General features: G+C 58.3%; 14 protein-coding genes. 7 read left to right on the top strand and 7 right to left on the bottom strand.

What is annotated here, in order from left to right; all coding sequences use genetic code 11:
• Positions 1–88: 88 nt before the first annotated feature.
• A complete protein-coding gene (carB, locus tag QRN55_RS08140; protein ID WP_284776299.1) occupies positions 89–3574 on the bottom strand; it encodes a carbamoyl-phosphate synthase large subunit in 3486 nt (1161 codons plus the stop codon).
• Between the two features lie 258 nt (positions 3575–3832).
• Here carB and QRN55_RS08145 point away from each other — a divergent pair, with 258 nt between their 5' ends.
• Together QRN55_RS08145 and ypfJ are read left to right on the top strand one after the other, a co-directional pair.
• Positions 3833–4501: a glutathione S-transferase gene (locus tag QRN55_RS08145; protein WP_284776302.1), complete on the top strand. Its 669-nt coding sequence runs from the start codon at positions 3833–3835 to the stop codon at positions 4499–4501.
• A 59-nt stretch (positions 4502–4560) separates the two neighbouring features.
• A complete protein-coding gene (ypfJ, locus tag QRN55_RS08150) occupies positions 4561–5460 on the top strand; it encodes a KPN_02809 family neutral zinc metallopeptidase (protein ID WP_284776304.1) in 900 nt (299 codons plus the stop codon).
• Between the two features lie 50 nt (positions 5461–5510).
• On the opposite strand, the gene QRN55_RS08155 is transcribed toward ypfJ, so the two are convergent.
• Together QRN55_RS08155 and mcpU are read right to left on the bottom strand one after the other, a co-directional pair.
• Positions 5511–5993 carry a DUF2938 domain-containing protein gene (locus tag QRN55_RS08155; RefSeq protein WP_284776306.1) on the bottom strand — a complete coding sequence of 161 codons (483 nt, stop codon included), beginning with the start codon at positions 5991–5993 and terminating at the stop codon, positions 5511–5513.
• Positions 5994–6296: 303 nt separating this feature from the next.
• Positions 6297–8387 carry a methyl-accepting chemotaxis protein McpU gene (gene mcpU, locus QRN55_RS08160; protein ID WP_284776307.1) on the bottom strand — a complete coding sequence of 697 codons (2091 nt, stop codon included), beginning with the start codon at positions 8385–8387 and terminating at the stop codon, positions 6297–6299.
• A gap of 363 nt (positions 8388–8750) precedes the next feature.
• Here mcpU and QRN55_RS08165 point away from each other — a divergent pair, with 363 nt between their 5' ends.
• Entirely contained in the window at positions 8751–10151 is a 1401-nt protein-coding gene (locus tag QRN55_RS08165) for an MATE family efflux transporter (protein ID WP_284776309.1), read from the top strand.
• A 38-nt stretch (positions 10152–10189) separates the two neighbouring features.
• Here QRN55_RS08165 and carA read toward each other — a convergent pair whose 3' ends face one another.
• A complete protein-coding gene (gene carA, locus QRN55_RS08170; protein WP_112499712.1) occupies positions 10190–11395 on the bottom strand; it encodes a glutamine-hydrolyzing carbamoyl-phosphate synthase small subunit in 1206 nt (401 codons plus the stop codon).
• A gap of 323 nt (positions 11396–11718) precedes the next feature.
• Here carA and QRN55_RS08175 point away from each other — a divergent pair, with 323 nt between their 5' ends.
• Entirely contained in the window at positions 11719–12171 is a 453-nt protein-coding gene (locus QRN55_RS08175; protein WP_233121569.1) for a GatB/YqeY domain-containing protein, read from the top strand.
• Positions 12172–12438: 267 nt separating this feature from the next.
• Here the strand turns inward: QRN55_RS08175 and QRN55_RS08180 are convergent, their stop codons facing one another.
• Together QRN55_RS08180 and QRN55_RS08185 are read right to left on the bottom strand one after the other, a co-directional pair.
• The gene (locus tag QRN55_RS08180) at positions 12439–12768 is read right to left on the bottom strand and encodes a BrnA antitoxin family protein (RefSeq protein WP_284776313.1); all 330 of its coding nucleotides are present in this window, start codon (positions 12766–12768) and stop codon (positions 12439–12441) included.
• Positions 12731–13024 (bottom strand): BrnT family toxin, encoded by a 294-nt coding sequence (locus tag QRN55_RS08185; RefSeq protein ID WP_284776315.1) that lies wholly within the window; start codon positions 13022–13024, stop codon positions 12731–12733. The genes QRN55_RS08180 and QRN55_RS08185 overlap by 38 nt, the downstream gene beginning before the upstream one ends.
• A gap of 181 nt (positions 13025–13205) precedes the next feature.
• Here QRN55_RS08185 and dnaG point away from each other — a divergent pair, with 181 nt between their 5' ends.
• The 3 genes from dnaG to QRN55_RS08200 all read left to right on the top strand — a co-directional run bounded on the left by dnaG (position 13206) and on the right by QRN55_RS08200 (position 18736).
• Positions 13206–15188, top strand: coding sequence for a DNA primase (gene dnaG, locus QRN55_RS08190; RefSeq protein WP_284776317.1), 1983 nt, complete (start codon positions 13206–13208; stop codon positions 15186–15188).
• Between the two features lie 390 nt (positions 15189–15578).
• Positions 15579–17633: an RNA polymerase sigma factor RpoD gene (gene rpoD, locus QRN55_RS08195; protein ID WP_111837900.1), complete on the top strand. Its 2055-nt coding sequence runs from the start codon at positions 15579–15581 to the stop codon at positions 17631–17633.
• A 116-nt stretch (positions 17634–17749) separates the two neighbouring features.
• Positions 17750–18736, top strand: a complete 987-nt coding sequence (locus QRN55_RS08200) for a DUF930 domain-containing protein (protein ID WP_284776321.1) — start codon at positions 17750–17752, stop codon at positions 18734–18736.
• A 6-nt stretch (positions 18737–18742) separates the two neighbouring features.
• On the opposite strand, the gene QRN55_RS08205 is transcribed toward QRN55_RS08200, so the two are convergent.
• On the bottom strand, positions 18743–21295 hold the full coding sequence (locus tag QRN55_RS08205) for an HWE histidine kinase domain-containing protein (RefSeq protein ID WP_284776323.1): 2553 nt from the start codon (positions 21293–21295) through the stop codon (positions 18743–18745).
• Between the last annotated feature and the right edge of the window lie 149 nt (positions 21296–21444).

Below are 21444 nucleotides of genomic sequence, written 5' to 3' on the forward strand. Positions count from 1 at the left end.
CGCCATGCCGAATGATAAAGTCTGGATAAAGCAAAACCGGCCTGCATGTTGGCAGGCCGGTTTATGAACCTTCTATGATCTGCTCGGATCAGAAGTAGCTTTGCAAAGGCCGCACATCCAAGCTGCCGGCTTTAAGCGCCTTGATGGCGAGAGCTGCGGATTCCGCACCGGACATGGTGGTGTAATAGGGCACCTTCTGCATCAGCGTTGCGCGGCGCAGCGATTTCGAATCCGAGATCGCCTTGTTGCTGTCCGTGGTGTTGATGACGAGCTGGACCTGACGGTTGCGGATGGCGTCTTCGATGTGCGGACGACCTTCCTGAACCTTGTTGATCTTTTCAGCATTGATGCCTTGGTCAGCAAGGAAGCGCTGCGTGCCGCCAGTTGCCAGTACCTTGAAGCCTATCTCGACCAGATGGCGGATGGCGGGCAGGACCCGTTCCTTGTCGTCATCGCGGACAGACACGAACACCGCGCCGGAGCGAGGCAGATCGACGCTGGCGCCGAGCTGTGCCTTGGCGAAGGCGAGCGCGAAGTCCGTGTCGAGGCCGATGACTTCACCGGTGGAGCGCATTTCCGGTCCCAGCAGAATATCGACGCCGGGGAAGCGGGCGAATGGGAAAACGGCTTCCTTGACGGCGATGTGCTTGAGATTGCGCGGGTCTGGCTTTGCGCCGTAAGCTGCAATCGCCGCATCCAGCTTTTCGCCGGTCATGATGCGGGCTGCGATCTTGGCGATCGGCGCGCCGATGGTCTTGGCGACGAACGGCACGGTACGCGAGGCGCGCGGGTTGACTTCCAGAACGTAAATCGTGCCGTCCTTGATGGCATATTGCACGTTCATCAAGCCGCCGACGTTCAATGCCTTGGCCATGGCCGTCGTCTGGCGCTCCAGCTCGTCCAGCGTTTCCTTGGAAAGCGAACGGGATGGCAGCGAGCAGGCGCTGTCGCCGGAGTGAATACCGGCTTCTTCGATATGCTCCATAATGCCGGAGACGAAGACATTTTCGCCATCACACAATGCATCGACGTCCACTTCGACAGCGTTGGTCAGGTAGCTATCGAACAGCAGCGGGTTCTTGCCCAGCAGCGTGTTGATCTGGCCGGTCTTGTCGTTGGGGTAGCGCTGCTTGATATCCTCGGGCACCAGACCCGGAACCGTATCCAGCAGGTATGTCTGGAGCTGTCCCTCGGAATGAATGATCTGCATGGCGCGGCCACCCAGAACGTAGGACGGGCGCACGACCAGCGGAAAACCGATTTCGGATGCCACGAGGCGGGCCTGCTCTACGGAATAGGCGATGCCGTTGTTCGGCTGGTTCAGGTCCAGCTTCATCAGCAGCTTCTGGAAACGGTCGCGGTCTTCGGCAAGGTCGATCATATCAGGCGCGGTGCCGAGGATCGGAATGCCGTTCTTTTCGAGCGCTTCGGCCAGCTTCAGCGGTGTCTGGCCGCCGAACTGCACGATGACGCCGACCAGCTCGCCCTTCTCCTGCTCCGCACGCATGATTTCGATCACGTCTTCAGCCGTCAGCGGCTCGAAATAGAGGCGGTCGGAGGTGTCGTAGTCGGTGGACACGGTTTCCGGGTTGCAGTTGATCATGATGGCTTCAAAGCCCGCATCCTTCAGCGCGAAGGCCGCATGGCAGCAGCAATAATCGAACTCGATGCCCTGACCGATACGGTTCGGGCCACCGCCGAGAATGACGACCTTCTTGCGGTCGGAAACCTGCGCCTCGGAGCGCAGCTGACCAACGAAAGGCGTCTCGTAGGTGGAGTACATATAGGCGGTTGGCGAGGCAAATTCGGCGGCGCAGGTGTCGATGCGCTTGAAAACGGGGCGCACATTGAGGCTGTTACGCAGCTCCGCCACTTCCTTCGGGCGCTTCTTGGTCAGGCTGGCGAGGCGGGCGTCGGAGAAGCCCATGGCCTTCAGCGAACGCAGGTTTTCAGCGTCCTGTGGCAGGCCGTGCTCGCGCACGCGGGCTTCCATGTCCACGATGGCCTTGAACTGGGCGATGAACCATGGGTCGATCTTGCTGTTTTCGTGTACTTCGGCCTCTGACATACCCATGCGAAGCGCCTGTGCGACCATGCGCAGACGGTCCGGCGTCGGCGTGCCGATGGCGGCGCGAATGGCGTTCTTGGAGCCTTCGCCTTCTTCGTAGCCGGGGATTTCGATCTCATCGAGACCGGTGAGGCCGGTTTCCAGACCGCGCAGCGCCTTCTGAAGCGACTCGGCAAAGGTACGGCCAATGGCCATGACTTCACCGACCGACTTCATGGCCGTGGTGAGGATCGGCGATGCGCCCGGGAATTTCTCGAAGGCAAAGCGCGGGATCTTGGTGACGACATAGTCGATGGATGGTTCGAACGACGCAGGCGTTGCACCGCCGGTGATGTCGTTGTCCAGTTCGTCCAGCGTGTAGCCGACAGCGAGCTTGGCCGCGACCTTGGCAATCGGGAAACCGGTGGCCTTGGAGGCGAGCGCAGACGAACGCGATACGCGCGGGTTCATTTCGATGACGACGAGGCGGCCATCCTTCGGGTTGACGGCGAACTGTACGTTCGAGCCGCCTGTTTCGACGCCGATTTCGCGAAGAACGGCGATCGATGCATTGCGCATCATTTGGTATTCTTTGTCCGTCAGCGTCAGGGCAGGGGCGACCGTGATCGAATCGCCGGTGTGAACGCCCATCGGGTCGATGTTTTCGATGGAGCAGATGATGATGCAGTTGTCCGCCTTGTCGCGGACCACTTCCATTTCATACTCCTTCCAGCCGAGAACCGATTCTTCGATCAGCACTTCGGTGGTAGGGGAGGCATCCAGACCGCCGCCGATGATTTCGAAGAATTCCGAGCGGTTGTAGGCAATGCCGCCGCCGGTGCCGCCCATGGTGAAGGACGGACGGATGATGGCTGGCAGGCCGACGACATCGATGGCCTGCGCGGCAATGGCCATGGCGTGGCTGATGTAGCGCTGTTTGCGGTCCGTCTCGCCGAGGTTCCACTGGTTTTCGAGGTTGTCGAGCGCCTTGTCGAGCTCTGCACCGGAAAGCTTTGCCTTCAGGTCGGCGCGGGCTGCTTCATGCGTCTTGCGGTCGGCGTCCTTGATGTCGGTGGCGTTGGCCAGCATCGACTTCGGGGTTTCGAGACCAATGCGCTTCATGGCTTCGCGGAACAGGGCGCGGTCTTCGGCCATGTCGATGGCTTCTGGCTTTGCGCCGATCATCTCGACATTGTAGCGATCCAGCACGCCCATGCGCTTCAGGGAAAGCGCCGTGTTCAGCGCCGTCTGGCCGCCCATAGTGGGCAGCAGCGCGTCCGGGCGTTCCTTGGCGATGATCTTGGCGACGACTTCCGGCGTGATCGGCTCTACGTAGGTCGCGTCGGCCAGGCCGGGGTCTGTCATGATGGTGGCGGGGTTGGAGTTGACCAGAATGACCCGGTAGCCCTCTTCCTTCAGCGCCTTGCAGGCCTGCGTGCCGGAATAATCGAACTCGCATGCCTGACCGATGACAATCGGTCCAGCGCCGATGATAAGGATGGACTTGATATCTTGGCGCTTCGGCATGGCTCTCGTTCCGCTTTCTCGTTGCGCAAAAAACGGCCATGGTGAAACTCACCGGCCGCGGGCGCGCAATTCCAATCTTTTCAGGCTAGAAGCGGCTTATAGGCAAATGTCTTGGTGAACGGAACCCCGAATCTTCTGTTTCTGACAGGAAATTTGGAACACGCTATTCGCGATACCAGACATGATCCTTTATGGTCGCAAAAACGTATAGTCATTTGAATGAATTAAGTTTGCTTCACACGCACAGAACAGGGCATTATGATTACCGTTCATTATCTGGAAAATTCCCGCGCGCACCGCATTCTCTGGCTGCTGGAAGAACTCGGCCTCGACTATGAGGTAAAGACCTATAAACGCGGGTCGGACATGCGTGCGCCGAAGAGCCTGAAGGCGGTGCACCCGCTCGGCAAGTCGCCCGTCATCGAAGATGGCGGCAGGATATACGCCGAAAGCGGCGCCATCATCGAATATCTGATCGATACCTACGGCAAGGGTGCGTTTCGCCCGCAGCCGGGAACGGATGACTACCAGCGTTATATCTACTGGCTTCATTACTCCGAAGGCTCCGCTATGCCGCCGTTGCTGCTGAAACTTCTGTTTTCGCGCATTCCGGGCCAGGTCCCGTTTTTCCTGCGGCCCGTTGCGAGCATGATTTCCAAGGGCGTGATGGGCAAGCTGGTTGATCCGCAGCTGGCGGATCACACCGCTTACTGGGACAACGAGCTCGCGGCGACGGGTTACTTCGTTGGACATGAGCTTTCCGGTGCAGACATTGCAATGAGCTTTCCAGTGGAGGCAGCTATGAGCCGTGCAGAGGGGATGGAGGGTCGCAAGGCGATCCGTCGCTACCTCGAAATCATCCGCGCAAGACCCGCTTACCAGCGCGCCTTGAAAAAGGGCGGAGCCTACGTCTTCGCTAACAGCTAAGGTGCCGGAACGCTTTGGAGAGTTTAGCGTTTCAGCATGGCAAGTAAGGGGAGACTGACATGCAGTGGAGAGGGCGTCGCCAATCCGACAATATTGAAGACAGACGTGGAATGTCGTCCGGCGGCATGGGCGGGGGCGGCGGTTTTCGCCTGCCCACCGGCGGTCGCGGCGGTGGCATCGGCATTGGTGGCCTCGTCGTCATCCTGCTGATCAGCTGGGCTCTGGGCATCAACCCGCTGACGCTTTTATCCGGCGGCGACATCTCCGGTGATAGCGGCAGCACTCAACAGACCACGGGCACCAGGCCACAGGGCCAGTCCAGCGACGAGACAACAGCTTTCGTGCGCACGGTTCTTGCCGAAACAGAAGATACCTGGGGCAAGATTTTCAGTGCCTCCAATGAGACTTATGAAAAGCCTACCTTGGTGTTGTTCGGTGGACAGGTGCGTTCAGCATGCGGCACGGCGTCTTCGGCCAGTGGGCCGTTCTACTGCCCGGTTGATCGCAAGGTCTATCTCGACACCGACTTCTTCCGCGAGCTCGACCAGCGCTTCGGCGCATCGGGTGACTTTGCGCAGGCCTATGTCATTGCGCATGAGGTCGGACACCACGTTCAGAACCTGACAGGCGTCCTGCCAGAGTTCAACCGCCAGCGTCAGTCCATGGGCGAGACGGAGGCCAACAAGATGTCGGTCAAGGTCGAGCTTCAGGCCGATTGCTATGCCGGTATCTGGGGCAAGTCCACGCAGCAGAAGGGTATTCTGGAAACGGGCGATCTGGAAGAAGCTCTGAATGCGGCCCACCAGATCGGTGACGACACGTTGCAGAAGAAGTCACAGGGCTATGTCGTGCCGGATAGTTTCAACCACGGGACGTCCGCACAGCGGGCAGAGTGGTTCAAGCGCGGTTTCCAAAGCGGTCGCGTCGAAGATTGCGATACGTTTTCCGCAGATATCTGATCGAACGATCGAGACTTGGGAGAGGGGGCGAAAGCCCCCTTTTTCGCGTCTCAGCGAATGATCAGCGCCGTCACGAACATGCCAAGTGCAAAGATCGTGTGTGCAACGAGGTTCAGGGCTCTTACCTTGTTCGGGTTGGGTGTTTTGGATGCCGCCCAGCCGATGCCAAGGCCAGGCTGAAGCAGAAACCAGCCAGCGCCAACGGTGATGATGCCCACGATCCACGGCAGAAGAAACGTCGGTGCGGCAAACCACCCGGCAGGTACGATCATCGCAAGCAGAATGCCGTAGATGATGCCAACGGCGTAATGCGATATCCAGCCAAGTGCCACTTCATGCTCGTAGGGTGGTGCTTTCGCTATGCTGTCATGAAACACCGTACCCTTGGGCAAATGCCAGAACCAGCGGCCCACGGGTCCCCAATTCGCAGCGGGTTGCTTGAACAGGCGGTGGAGGATGATGGCCCAGACATCCATGAAAATGGTGCCTCCAATGCCCATGGCGACCCCGCGCCACACGATTTCCCAAACCATGATGTCCTCCATCCGACTCACAACTGCCTTACGGTAAGGTGTCGGGTTTTGGCCGAGGCTACAAGGTCAGGAGAGTGCACACCCACTGCCGTCATCCTTGGGCTTGTCCCAAGGATCTGCTGCCGTTGCTGCACACTCGACGGGAAAAGTCCGCGGGTGCGTGGTTAGATCCTTGGGACAAGCCCAAGGATGACGGTAGTCAGTGTGCTGCCCAGACACTGCATAGCCATCGCGCCATACCTCCAACAAAAAGGCGTGGCCGTTACCCGGTCACGCCTCTCGTCTTCTCACATCGTCGTCAGATCAGGCCGCGCGGCGGTAGCCGTTGCGGTTCTGGTGACCGGCATTTCCAAGCTGGAACTGCGCCAGCAGGGTGTTGAGCGCGGCAGCTTCTGAGGCAAGGCCGTGGCTGGCCGCGGTCTGTTCCTCGACCATGGCGGCGTTTTGCTGCGTGCCCTGATCGATGGTGTTGATGGCGGTGTTGATTTCCTGCAAGCCGGTCGACTGTTCACGGGATGACAGCACGATGGCGTTGATGTGCTTGTTGATTTCCTGAACCTCGGCGACGATGATTTCAAGCGCCTTTCCGGCGTTGCCCACCAGCGATACGCCCGCTTCTACCTGTGTGGTAGAGGCGCTGATCAAGGTCTTGATTTCCTTGGCAGCATTGGCTGAACGCTGAGCAAGCTCGCGGACTTCCTGCGCGACGACGGCAAAGCCCTTGCCGGCTTCACCGGCACGCGCCGCTTCGACACCGGCGTTCAGCGCCAGAAGGTTGGTCTGGAAGGCGATTTCGTCGATGACGCCGATGATCTTGGAAATGCCGGAGGAGGACTGCTCGATGCCTTCCATGGCCTTGACGGCATCGCCGACGACCACGCCGGATTGCTCGGCATTGGCGCGGGCACGCTCCACCAGACGACCGACTTCCTCGGCGCGCTTGGCCGAATCCTTGACGGTGGTGGTGATTTCTTCCAGTGCAGCGGCTGTTTCTTCGACCGATGCTGCCTGCTGTTCCGTGCGCTTGGCAAGGTCATCGGCAGACTGGCGAATTTCGCTAGCCCCGGCATCGATGGCGTTGGCGTTCTGGCCGACATTGATCAGAGCAGCGTTCAGCTTGGCAATGGAGCCGTTGAAATCTTCACGCAGGCGGTCGATGCGCGACACGAAAGGCGTGTCGATACGGTAGTTCAGATCGCCATCGGAGAGATGGGCGAGACCCTTGGCGAGCGAGTCTACCGCGAACTGAATATCGGCGGCGTCCTTGGCGCTGATATGCTCGCGCTCGGCACGTTCCTGTTCGGAAAGATTGCGCGTCTGCTCCGCGTCACCTTCCAGACGGCGGCGTTCCAGCGCATTGGCGCGGAAGACGGCGACGGCGGCTGCCATGGAGCCGATCTGGTCCTTGCGCTCCTGGCCGGGAATGGCGGCATCCAGATCGCCAGCGGCCAGTTGATCCATAGCCGATGTCATCTGCGTCACGGGCCTGACGATCAGGCTGTTGAGCAGGAAAGCGAGAAACGCGATCATACCGGCCACGGCCAGAATGGTGGCGACGACGGCAGCAACGCGGAATTTGGCGATGGAGGCGAAGGCCGTCTTGCTGTCGATGACGAGGCCAACGGACCACTCGACATTGGGAAGACCGGGAACGGCAATGAAGCTGGTGATCTTATCCACGCCGCCGATCTGCGTTTGCGACATGGCCTGCGAAATCTTCGGTGTTGCCACGGGAAAGAGGTCGGTCAGAGTCTTGTTGACCATCGCTTCATCGGGATGGATAAGGATTTTGCCGTCCTTGTTCACCAGAAACGCATAGCCTGCGTCACCGGCGTCGATGGAGCCGATCATGGAAACCAGCGTCGTCAGCAGGAAGTCGCTGGCGGCAACGCCGACCAGCTTGCCATCACGCTTGACGGGCAGTGCAGCGCTGACCACGAGTTTGCCCGTGGTCGCGTCCGTGTAGGGCTCCGTCAGCACGGTGGAATTGGCTTTGACCGCAGCCTGGTACCATGGGCGTTGACGTGGGTCGTAACCTGCACGCATCGTTGTCGATGGGAAATTGTTGAAGTTACCGGCTTCGTCACCAAAATAGGTGGACTTGAATTCGCGCGCCAGCACATCGTTTTGCAGCGCAAGGTTCAGACGCGTCTGATCAGTCGCTTTGACCATGTACGCGCCGACCATTTCAGTCATCATGACGCGACCATTCAGCCAGTTGGCGATGCTCTGGGCCGATTGCTTGCCAGCAGCGTTGATCTTGTCTTCAACGAAGTGATTGGTCGCATCGCGCTGAAGGCGGTCGATGTAAAACGAAAAACCCGCAAAGGCCGCAACGACGACACAGGATGCCGCGACGACGATGCGCGTCATCAAGTTGGATTTTCTAGGCAATTTGAACCTCTAGGTGGAGCCGGAAACCGGATTTGTGGAGACATGCCTGTTGGCTTTGATGGCGTGCCTCATGCACCCAGAGATCATTCCGTTACGTAAGTCTTTGCTTTATCTCCTGTGCGTAAACAATTCGTGAGTGTAGATATATCTTATTGATTTAATTTATATAAATTGCTTTTTCGGCATTATAGCATCTCATTATTTCGAGCATAAGACAGCCGCAAACGCTGTCGAAGCCCGTTGGGATGGGTGAATTCTGTGCGTCTGCCACATTCTTGCGCAGGCGGTGCAAATATCGTATCGAGAAAAATGCCGCTCTCCTCGTTTGCAGGGAAGCGGCTTTTGTTTTTTTGAGGGAATGCCATGTTATCGTCGGTTGCGGTTGAGAACGCCCAAAAGGTTGGTGCCAACTCCTGGGGTGCGCATTTGCGCGCGACGCTTGCGCTGGGAATTCCGCTGATCGGTGCGCAACTGGCGCAGCTTGGCATTCACACGACGGATATGGTGATCGTCGGTCAGCTCGGTGCTGAAAAGCTGGCTGCGATGGTGCTCGCCGGACAGTTTTTCTTCGTCGTCTTCATTTTCGGCTCGGGATTTTCCGTCGCCGTCGTGCCCATGGTTGCCAATGCCTACGGGCAGGGTGATGCCACGAGCGCGCGCCGTGCGCTGCGCATGGGCATGTGGGTCGCCTGTGTCTATTGGCTGTTGACGGTGCCGCTGTTTCTCAGTGCGGAAAAAATTCTCGTGGCGCTTGGGCAGAATCCTGCGGTCTCCGCGCAGACAGGGGCGTATCTCGCCGTCGCCCAGTTCGGCCTGCTGCCCGCGCTTCTGTTTTACGTCATGCGCGGTCTTGTCAGCGCCATCGGGCGCGCTGGCATCATTCTCTACATCACCATCGCTATGCTGCTCGTGAACGGCTTTCTGGCTTATGGGCTGGTGCTCGGCCACTTCGGTTTGCCTGCTTTCGGCATGATCGGCGCTGCTTTCGCCGCCGTCATCGTCAACACTTTCAGCCTCGTGTTTATCATCGTCTATATTCAAACGCGGGAGGAAACGCGCAAATACGAGCTGTTCGTCCGCTTCTGGAGACCGGATTTCCACGCGCTGTGGGAGGTCATCCGCCTTGGCCTGCCCATCAGTGTCACCATTCTGGCCGAAGTGACGCTGTTTTCTGCCGCATCCATTCTCATGGGCCAGATCGGCACGCTAGAGCTGGCAGCTCACGGCATCGCACTCCAGCTTGCATCGATTGCCTTTATGATTCCGCTTGGGCTGGCGCAGGCGGCAACCGTGCGGATCGGCGTGGCGCATGGGCAGAACGATTACCCGAACCTCGTTCGCGCAGCGATCACGGTCTACGGCGTGGCCTGTGCCATCGCGGCGTGCGGTGGCCTTCTATTCGCTCTGGCACCCGAATATCTCGCAAGCTGGTTCCTCGATCCGAACCTTCCCGGCGCGCGCGAAGTGCTGGCCTATGCCAGCACGCTGGTCATTATCGCCGGTGTGTTTCAGCTGGTGGATGGCATTCAGGCGGTTGCTGCCGGTTTGCTGCGGGGCCTCAAAGACGCACGGGTACCAATGATCCTGGCACTGATTTCCTACTGGCCCATCGGCCTGGCGTTGGCGTGGATTACCGCGTTCCCGTTGGGCTTCGGCGGGCCGGGCGTCTGGTTCGGCTTTGTGGTTGGCCTTTCGGCGGCAGCCATTCTGTTGACAACCCGTTTCTACCTGATGGTGAAGCGCGAAATGCAAACGGCCCGCTGATAGCGGGCCGCATGGTTTCTTCATTTCTTTGAGTCTTATCAGCGCTCTGCGAGGGCCGGTTCGCCCTTCTTCTCGCGCAGCAGGTTGACGAAGCGGCGGAAGAGGTAATGGCTGTCTTGCGGGCCGGGCGATGCTTCCGGGTGGTGCTGAACGGAGAAGACCGGCTTGCCGGTCAGGCGCAGGCCGCAATTGGTGCCATCGAACAACGAAACGTGAGTCTCTTCAACGCCTTCCGGCAGGGACTTGGTGTCAACGGCAAAGCCGTGGTTCATGGATACGATTTCCACCTTGCCGGTCGTGAAGTCCTTCACAGGGTGGTTCGCGCCGTGGTGGCCCTGATGCATCTTTTCGGTCTTTGCGCCAACGGCAAGACCCAGCATCTGGTGACCGAGGCAGATACCGAACACCGGCAGCTCGGTCTTGATGAGGTCCTGGATGACGGGAACCGCATATTCACCCGTTGCTGCCGGGTCTCCCGGGCCGTTGGACAGGAACACGCCGTCGGGCTTCAGCGCCATGATGTCTTCGGCAGATGTCTGCGCAGGCACGACCGTGACCTTGCAGTCCAGTCCAGCAAAAAGGCGCAGGATGTTGCGCTTCACGCCGAAGTCGACGCAGACCACATGGTACTTGGCATCGGCTTCATCAAGCTTGCCGTAACCTTCGTTCCACACCCAAGGCGTCTCGCTCCAGACGGAGGACTGGCCGGAAGTGGCTTCGATCGCAAGGTCAAGACCTTCAAGGCCGCTCCAGGCCTTGGCTTCCGCCTTCAGCGCTTCGATGTCGAAGACGCCGTTCGGGTCGTGAGCGATCACTGCGTTCGGTGCACCGTTTTCGCGGATCCACGATGTCAGCGCGCGGGTATCGACGCCACAAAGACCGATGATGCCGCGGGCTTTCAGCCATGCATCGAGATGCTTGGCTGCGCGGAAGTTGGATGGATCGGTAATGTCGGCCTTGAAGATGACGCCGACCGCACCGCGACGGGCCGCAGGCGTCAGGTCTTCGATGTCTTCTTCATTGGTGCCGATGTTGCCGATGTGCGGGAAGGTGAAGGTGACGATCTGGCCGAGATAGGACGGGTCGGTCAGGATTTCTTGATAGCCAGTCAGCGCCGTGTTGAAGCAGACTTCCGCCTGCACCTTGCCGGTTGCGCCGATGCCGGTTCCCTCGATCACGGTGCCATCTGCCAGAACGAGCATGGCGGTGGGTTTGCGGGTGGTCCAGGGAGCTGTCTCGGTCATCTCGTTTTCCGTTTCTGCCGTTCCGGCCCGCCTCTTGAAAGGCAGGAGCAAAGCGGTCATGTTTTGTCGCGGATAAGGGCGCGCGAAAGCCTTCGCGTCGTAACCTTCGTTAAAATCCTGTGCAGGTGCCGGAAAATAACGAAAGCTGCGCAAACGGTCAACCGCAGCCCTGTGGATTGTCAGGATTTAAAATCCAGTCAAATCAGGCGCTTATGTAAAAGATTTGCTGAAAGCTGCTGGCTCGTTTATGCCGCTGGCAAAATTATGAAGAAAAAGCCTGACCGGACTTTGCCCGATGGCAGGACTTTTTCAAGGAGAGAAGCATGATCCGCGATACATTCGCCAACACCCTCAAAGACGCCATGAAAGCCCGCGAATCCCGTCAGATTTCGACGATCCGGCTGATCCAGGCCGCCGTCAAGGATCGCGACATCGCCAATCGCGGCGTTGGTAAGGACGCGGTTTCCGACGAGGAAATTCTGCAGATTCTCGCCAAGATGATCAAGCAGCGCGAAGAATCCGCTGGTATCTACGACAAGGCCGGACGGGCGGAGCTTGCCGATCAGGAGCGCGAAGAGATCGTCATCATCAAGAGCTTCATGCCGGAAGAAATTCCGCAGGAACAGGTGCGCGCCATTCTGGAAGGCGTCATCGCCGAAACCGAAGCGTCGGGCTTGCGTGACATGGGCAAGGTCATGGCGGTGGTCAAGGAACGCTACCCCGGCCAGATCGATTTCGGCAAGGCATCGGCACTGATCAAGGAACTGCTGAAGTAAATTCCGCTACCAAAGGAAAAGGCAGGGCACATGTGGGCGCCCTGCCTTTTTGATGTCTGGAAAGCGCTTTCGATGAAGCGTCATATCGGCTCATTGGGGGAAGTCGCCGAAATCAAGACATTACGCGTACGCTCGGCATCATGCCGATTGTGCGAAACTAAACGTGTCGCGACGCGCCTTCAAATTACAAAAACATAATGTTTTGCGGAGATTTTCTGCCCTAAATTCGCCAGAAGTCGGCGCGTAGACGTGCGCTGATTCTGCCGATCAGCTCTTGTTGCTTCTCTGCTCGCGCACATAGTGGCGCAATATCGCGTTCATGCGGGTCTGGTATCCCTTGCCCGTTGCCTTGAAGAAGTCGATGACGTCCTCATCCAGCCGGATGGAGATCGACTTCTTGGCGACGGGCACGACGACTTCAGCCGTCGACCAGTCGACATCGATCCACTCCGCCCAATCAGGATCGTCGCGCATCGCACGCTCGATGTCCTCATCAGTCAACGCATCGACGCGTGCCCAGTCGGTTTTGTCCTCACCTCTGGCGATTTTTTGCCGTATCTCATTCGCCGAATATCTGACGATATGTTTTTTGCTCATTTTTTCGCGCCGCCCTGGCTGATATGATCCGGCAAGCATCACCTCGCATTGTGTAAACAACGGTTATCAGACGCTCTGTTTCCGGGCACACAGCCAGAATGCGGCTTTCTCCGTTCTGGTCGGATGGGCTTTCCAAGTGAGGCCGCGATAGTGCGCTTGCTGCTCTGGGAAAGTCGATGCCGTGTTTTTCGATATTCTTAAGTCGTTTGTTCTCATCCCATTCAAAGGAGATGAACTCTCGCTTTACGATCAACATGAGTAACCCGGATGATTGGCTGTCAGGCACTCATGCGCCGTGAGTGTATATTCATTTGTATATACACGTCTGTCAAGCTCTCCTGTGAATAACGGGCACTATCCGTTTCTGCCCTTGGTAATCTCTCTCAGCTGCGCTTATATAAAAGGCTGGCCGAAACAGGCACTGATTTCAGGTAACTATGCGCTTTTCTAACTCATTTCTTGACGAGATACGGGACCGGGTGAACATCTCCGATGTCATCGGCAGACGTGTGACGTGGGATAGGAAGAAGAGCAACGCGTCCAAAGGTGACTACTGGGCGTGCTGCCCGTTCCACGGCGAAAAGAGTCCGAGCTTCCATTGCGAGGACCGCAAGGGCCGATACCATTGCTTCGGTTGCGGCGTCTCGGGCGATCATTTTCGTTTTCTGACCGACCTTGATGGCATGGGTTTTCCTGAAGCCGTCCAGCAGATCGCGGATATGGCTGGCGTTTCCATGCCGCAGCCGGATGTGCAGGCGGAACGGCGCGAGCGGGAGCGGGCAACCCTTCAGGACGTCATGGAAATGGCGACGCTGTTCTTTCAGGATCAGCTGCAGACAGCTGCCGGTGCACGGGCGCGTGCCTATCTGCGTGATCGTGGACTGACAGGTCGCACCATCGAGACCTTCCGATTGGGATTTGCGCCCGATAGTCGCAACGCGCTGAAAGAACATCTAGCCTCCAAGGGCATTGCCAAGGAACAGATGGAGGCCTGCGGGCTGGTGGTGCATGAGAACGTGCCGGTGTCCTACGACCGTTTCCGCGACCGCATCATGTTTCCCATCCTGTCATCGCGGGAAAAGGTGATCGCGTTTGGTGGTCGCGCCATGGCGGCGGATGCGATGGCGAAGTATCTCAATTCCAATGAAACGGAGCTCTTCCACAAGGGTAACGTGCTCTATAACTTCGCCCGTGCGCGCCGCGCCACACAGTCCTCCGGCACGGTGATTGCCGTCGAAGGCTATATGGATGTCATCGCGCTCTATCAGGCTGGTGTCGAAAACGCTGTGGCGCCTCTCGGTACGGCCTTGACGGATAGCCAGCTCGATCTGCTGTGGAAGATGTCGGCCCAGCCTGTGCTCTGCTTCGATGGTGACGGCGCGGGCATTCGCGCCGCCAGCCGTGCCGCCGATCTGGCGTTGCCGCACATCAAGCCGGGTCGCTCCGTCAGCTTCGCATTGCTTCCCGATGGCAAGGACCCGGATGATCTGGTGCGTCATGAGGGCAGGGCGCCTTTCGACCGGGTGCTGGCGGAAGCCAAGCCGCTGGCCGCGATGATCTGGAGCCGCGAAACGGCGTCGGTGACCTTCGATACGCCGGAAAAGCGTGCTGAACTTGAAAACCGGCTGCGCCAAATCGTGTCCGTGATTGGCGACGAAAGTGTCCGCCGCTTTTATCAGCAAGACATGCGCGAGCGGCTGAATGCGTTTTTCCAGCCGCAGTTTCAGCGTGGCAACCAACAAAACCGCAATTTCGAGCGTGGCAGTGGGGGCGGTAGTGCGCGTAACGGGCAGCGAACCCCTCCACGCGGGACGACCACCGGCTCCGGCAGTATTTCGGATCGGCTCAGCCAGTCGGGACTGGTCAAAGGCTATCTGGGTGCGCCTGCGCTGCGTGAAAGCGTATTGGCGCTGACCATCGTCAACCATCCGCAACTGCTGCTGGAGGAATATGACGAGATCGCCGCCATCGATTACGAGAACCGCGATTTGCAGAAACTCTGGTCGCAGGTTTTGACCTATGCAGCTGAAAACGGTGCCGAGCTTTCGCGTGAAGGGCTGATCGCGCGACTTGAGGCGCATGGCTTCGATGCGCTTTTGAAGGCGATGAACCAGCAGGTGCGCAATGCCCGGCTTTGGACCGCCACCGAGCAGGCTGCACCTGAAGACGCTCGCGAGGGCTACACCCAGTCGCTTTCCCTGCACAAGCGAACGAAGGCGTTGCGGTGGCAGAAAATCGATCTGGAGCGTGAAATTGCCGAGGCGACGGAAGCGGGAGATGGCGACCGCATGGTCCAGCTCATGCGCGCTCTTTCCGAGGTACAGTTGGAGATTGGACGGATGGAAAATCAGGAGGCGATCATAGATGGTTTCGGTGTCATGTCCGGTCGGGTAAAGGGCCCGGCATACAGTCACGGTTAGCGTTTTGGTGGCGTTAAAGGCTTGTCTTTTGTGAAGATCACCCTAAATAGGGGTTAAGTTGGTGAAGGCCCGCAAAATGTTGCCGCAATGACGGCTTTTTTGGTTTTTAGCCCTCGCTCTGGCCATAAAGGCTTGACGTGACGGGAAATAGCGGGAATCACCATTCCAGGAAAAGTAAGGTGGAATGGGCCTTGGCGGATCGAAATTGCGTGAGAAAGCATTTCCGGATGCACTGTCTTGATATTCCGCTGGTGGTAGCCGTGGTTAATCGGCAATTAAAGATCATTCCGTTAGGTGTTTGACAGTGATTCGCGGCCATAGCCGGATGCCTTTTTAAGGCGAACGGTCTTGCGGCGAAGCGAATTAGCGTCAGGGAAAGCGACGAGATACATGGCAACCAAAGTCAAAGAAAACGAAGAAGCTGAAAACGAACGCGATGCTGCGACGGATGGGCCGCTTCTCGATCTTTCGGATGACGCGGTCAAGAAAATGATCAAGGCCGCGAAAAAACGCGGCTACGTCACCATGGACGAACTGAACGAAGTGCTGCCTTCGGATCAGGTCGATCCTGATCGCATCGAAGACATCATGGCGATGCTCAGTGAAATGGGCATCAACGTCGTTGAGGACGAGGACGCTGAAGAAGCGTCTACTGAAACCGAGAGCGACGATTCCGAGGCTGAAGAATCGGAGGGTGGCGAACTCGCGCCTTCCGCCGGCACGGCCCTCGCAACGGCCAAGAAGAAAGAACCGACGGATCGTACCGACGATCCGGTTCGTATGTATCTGCGCGAAATGGGCTCTGTGGAGCTTCTGTCGCGTGAAGGCGAAATCGCGATTGCCAAGCGCATCGAGGCTGGCCGCGAGACGATGATCTCCGGTCTTTGCGAAAGTCCGTTGACGTTCCAGGCGCTGATCATCTGGCGCGACGAACTCAACGAAGGCACGACGCTGCTTCGCGAAATCATCGATCTGGAAACCACCTATTCCGGCCCGGAAGCCAAGGCTGCGCCGCAGTTCCAGAGCCCGGAAAAGATCGAGGCGGACCGCAAGGCTGCCGAGGAAAAGGAAAAGACCCGTCGCGCGCGTTCGCCATCGGGTGAAGATGACGTGACCAATGTCGGTGGCGAAGGCCTGCCGCTGGAAGAGGAAGAAGAGGACGATGACGAGTCCAACCTTTCGCTTGCAGCCATGGAAGCCGAACTGCGTCCGCAGGTCATGGAAACGCTGGATACGATTGCCGACACCTACAAGAAGCTGCGCAAGCTTCAGGATCAGCAGGTCGAAGCGCGTCTGGCCTGCACCGGCACGCTGTCCACGGGGCAGGAGCGGCGCTACAAGGAACTGAAGGATCAGTTGATCACGGCTGTGAAGTCGCTGTCGCTGAACCAGAACCGCGTCGACAGCCTTGTCGAGCAGCTCTACGACATCTCCAAGCGTCTGATGCAGAACGAAGGCAAGCTTCTGCGTCTTGCCGAATCCTACGGTGTGAAGCGCGACAGCTTCCTCGAGCAGTATCACGGTGCGGAACTCGACCCGAACTGGATGAAGTCGATTGCCAATCTGGCCGCCAAGGGCTGGAAGGAATTCGCACGCGAAGAAAACAACACGATCCGCGATATCCGTCAGGAAATCCAGAATCTGGCGACTGAAACCGGTATCTCGATTGCGGAATTCCGTCGCATCGTTTCGATGGTGCAAAAGGGTGAGCGCGAAGCGCGCATCGCCAAGAAGGAAATGGTGGAAGCCAACCTTCGTCTGGTGATCTCGATTGCAAAGAAGTACACGAACCGTGGCTTGCAGTTCCTCGATCTCATTCAGGAAGGCAACATCGGCCTGATGAAGGCCGTGGACAAGTTCGAATATCGTCGCGGTTACAAGTTCTCGACCTATGCGACATGGTGGATCCGTCAGGCGATCACCCGTTCGATTGCCGACCAGGCCCGTACGATCCGTATTCCGGTGCACATGATCGAAACGATCAACAAGATCGTTCGTACATCGCGCCAGATGCTGCATGAAATCGGTCGCGAACCGACACCGGAAGAACTGGCTGAAAAGCTGGCCATGCCGCTGGAAAAGGTTCGCAAGGTTCTGAAAATCGCCAAGGAGCCGATCTCGCTCGAAACCCCTGTGGGTGACGAAGAGGATTCGCATCTGGGTGACTTCATCGAAGACAAGAACGCGCTTCTGCCGATCGATGCCGCTATTCAGGCCAACCTGCGTGAAACGACAACCCGCGTTCTGGCCTCGCTGACGCCACGCGAAGAACGCGTTTTGCGCATGCGCTTCGGCATCGGCATGAACACGGACCACACGCTGGAAGAAGTCGGTCAGCAGTTCTCGGTGACCCGCGAACGTATTCGTCAGATCGAAGCCAAGGCACTGCGCAAGCTCAAGCACCCGAGCCGTTCGCGCAAGCTGCGCTCGTTCCTGGACAGCTAAGTCTTTGCCAGTGGAAGACATCAAACCCGGTCAGTTTCTGGCCGGGTTTTTCTTTTTTCGGATGGCGGTTGCACCGGAAACCGCTATCTCTAGCAATCAAAGGACATGATGCCCTGATGGTGACGACTGGCAAGAACAAATGGTGGCAGGGGAGCTGGACAATCCCGCTCTCGATCATGCTGCATGTTCTTATCGGAACGACCTATCTGCTGTGGCCGGGACCTACGCCAGCACCAGCCGAGCCGGAGAGCGTCAGCGTGGAAATGGTGGAGCCGCCTAAAGAGGAACCGCCCAAGGAAGAGCCGCCCAAGCCGGAGGAGAAGAAAGCGGAAGAGCCGCCTCCGCCGCCGCCACCTGCGGAAGAAAAGCCACAAGAGCAACCGCCACCGCCGCCATCACAAATGTCATCCGTCGCCATGCGCCCGGAGCCGACGCAACTTGACGAGCGGGACGAACCGGGTCAGCAGGAGGCGGCAGGACAAGAGCAACCGAAGCCGGAACCGGTAAAGGAAGCAGACACGCCGCAACCTGCCACACCGCCGTCTACAGAGCCCGCGGAAGCGGAGGCGACGCCCGAAGCGCCAGTTGCCGAATCAACAGCAGATCAGGGCGAGATCCCTGCCGCAGAAGCGCCTGTGCCGGAACAGGAAGTTGCTGCCGTTGTGCCCACTCCAAAACCGGAGATAAAGCCTTCTGCTGAACAGCCTGCCAAGGTCGTGCCTGATGGAGAGGGTGATCCAAAGCTGAAGCCTGCGAAAAAGATATTGGCGGCATCGAAGCGCCCGGGCCCGATGATGCGGCAGATATTCGGTAATCTGCCGCCGCGCGACCGGGTGATGCAGCTATGCTTTGCCGAGGTGGTGGCGCAGATCAAGGAGGCGCCACAAGGTGGCGCGCCTGACGGATTGCAGTTTCTGAAGCGAGACGTTGCCGGTAAAGTGCTGGACGCCAAAGCAGCGTTCAACATCGGTCCTCAGTGGTTCCCCATCGATTACCGCTGCGAGGTCGATATCGACAAATACATCGTTACCGACTTTCGCTACGAAATCCGTCCAAAACTGTCTTCGGACGAGATCAGGCGATTGGACTTGCGCGCAAATTAGCGGCGCTTACGCCAGCACCTGCTTGCCGACCAGCTTCCCGATCGAGCCCATCAACGAATCCTCGTCGTAAGGCTTGCGGATGACCGGCACGTGGGCAAACTCCGGCGGGATCATGATGCCATCGGCATAGCCGGTGGCGAACATGAAGGGCACGCCGCGTTTCAGCAGCTCGTAGGCGACCGGGATGGAGGTATCATTGCCCAGGTTGATGTCGAGAATGGCGACATCCGGCGTCAGGCTCTTCAGCTTGTCCAGCGCCATCGCGGATGACGTTGCCGTTTCGATGTTGGTGATACCATGGCCTTCGAGCATGTACTCGACATCCATGGCGATCAGCATCTGATCTTCGACAAGAAATACCTGCAATGGTTCCTCCGAGGAATAGGGTGTGAGGTCGACCGGTCCGCCAACGGCGGTGTCCTGGGTGAGGGGCGTCTGCCCCGCAGTGACGTGACGGGCGGGAAGCAGGATTTCCGCTTCGACGCCGTTGTTGTGATAGGTAATCTTGCTCTTGCCACCGAGATCATAGGGCACGCTTCGGCTGATGAGAGCCGAGCCGAAACCGGTTCTTGTCGGCGGTGTGACGGTGCCGGAGACTGTTTCCCTCCACGATATCAGGCAATCGCCCATGTCGTTCAGTTCCCACCCAACGTTAAGCTTGCCACCGGCCTGCGCCAGCGCGCCGTATTTTGCGGCATTGGTCGCCAGTTCGTGGAGCACGAGCGCCATCACCGAAAAGGCGCGCGAATCGAGCAGCACGCTTGGGCCATGCGCGTAAATTTCGCTTTCGGCAGAGCGGTGCGGCGAAAGCTCGGCATCCAGCAAATCCCGCAGCAGCCCGCCACCTTCGCCACGCACGACCTGATCATGCGCAAAGGACAGTGCCTGAATGCGGCCCTTCAGCGCCGATACATATTCCTGCAGCGTGCGGCCTTCCTGCGTGGGGTTACCAACCAGCGACTTGATGATGGCCAGCACGTTCTTGACGCGGTGGTTCAGTTCTTCGTTCAACATGCGCTGGCGCACTTCGGCCTGCGCACGTTCGCCAGCCAGCAGCTCACTGTGGCGGAACGCGACTTCCACGAGCGCAACGCGGGCGGCCTCGGCAATCTGCCGGTCTTCTTCCGTCCAGGGCTGCGCCTGCTTGTGAACGGTTTCCTTCCAAAGCGCAAAGCTTTTGCGCGGCGTCAACCGGTCCCCGAGCGGGCCAACCTCATAGGATTTGTCTGGGTTTCCGCCCCAGTTCAGCGTCTGTACCAGCTCGCGCCTGAAGAACAGCAGATAGTCGTTCTTGACCTGCGAAAGCGGCACGGCCAGGACGCCCGCGATGTCGTCGAACACATGTTCGGCTTCCGGCATATGGTGAATGAGCGAGTGCGTAGCCCATACGCGTCCTTCCGAAATGGAACTAACGAGGCGGCCAAGCTGCGGCGCCATCTCTTCAGGCGGTGCGTGGCCCACGCTGGACCAGCTTTCGTCCATCCACACACCGACGCCATCGCACGGCAACAGCCTGCTGAAATCCGGCAGGTTCTCGACCAACAGCTCTTCGATGTTGTTGTGATGGGCGGCCAGACGCAGGAACTTGTCGAGGGATGCATGGGCATCCTGCGCCGTTGCCAGCTTTCTCTTCTGCTTCAGCGCCTGCAAATGCAGCGAGAAGAATTCGCCGAACATCTCAGCGGCAATCCGCATCGGCATCGGCAGAATGCGTGGCGAATAGTGGTGACAGGCAATCAGCCCCCACAATTCGCCGTCATTGATGATGGAAATCGACATGGAGGCCGAAACGCCCATATTGCGCAGATACTCGCAATGGATGGGCGATACGCTGCGAAGATGCGAAAACGAAAGGTCGAGCGGTTCGCCCGATACATCCAGCACCGGCTCCACCGGAATGCGTTCGCCGTTGGAATCGGAGATGATGCGCAAGGTGTTCTTGAGATACAGCGCACGCGCCTGCTGCGGAATGTCGCTGGCGGGGAAATATTGCCCCAGAAAGCTTTCCAGCGCTGGCTGCTTGGCCTCGGAGATGACCTTGCCTGCACCGTCCTGCTCGAAGCGGTAGACCATCACCCGGTCATAGCCCAGCATCGCCTTGACCAGCCGCGTCGTGCGGGAAATCAGGCTGTCGACATCATCCGCCTCGCGAATGCGGTCGATCATCAATTGCGCGGTGTGCAGTGGCTGTGATTCGTCGCTTGCCGCTTCCAGCTCGATGATCGAAACAGCCTTATAGCGGTGAATGGCCACATCGAACATCTTGCCGTCGGGCAGCTTCACCTTCGGCAACATAGCCGGGCGACTGCTGTTTGCCGTCACCGTCAGCGCGTTTCTCAGGTCGTGAACGACGTCATTTCCCAGAAATTGCTCGATCGGCAAGCCTAGCATCGGGCCGGAAAAACCAAGCGTTTCCGCACAGTTCAGCGAATGGCGCAGCACCGTGCGCATCGCGCTGTCACAGGCAATCAGGCAACCATGCGGCTGAATAAATCCTGGGATGTGAATGGGCTCTCTGTCGCAGTTGGTAAGATCGACCTGCTGAACTGTCGACGTCATATGCTAGTCTTTCGATGGCGCAATTGGGCGGAAGGATTACAGTTTATGTTCTTCAATAAACCATTCTCCGCCAAAGGAAACGTATGGAATAACTGTATGTGAACCAGCAGAGGCAATTCGCAGTTTTGTTGCCGGGTATCGTCGTGCAT

It is taken from the genome of Agrobacterium sp. lyk4-40-TYG-31 (assembly GCF_030209855.1).
In the GTDB taxonomy this organism is placed as follows: Bacteria; Pseudomonadota; Alphaproteobacteria; order Rhizobiales; family Rhizobiaceae; genus Agrobacterium; species Agrobacterium vaccinii.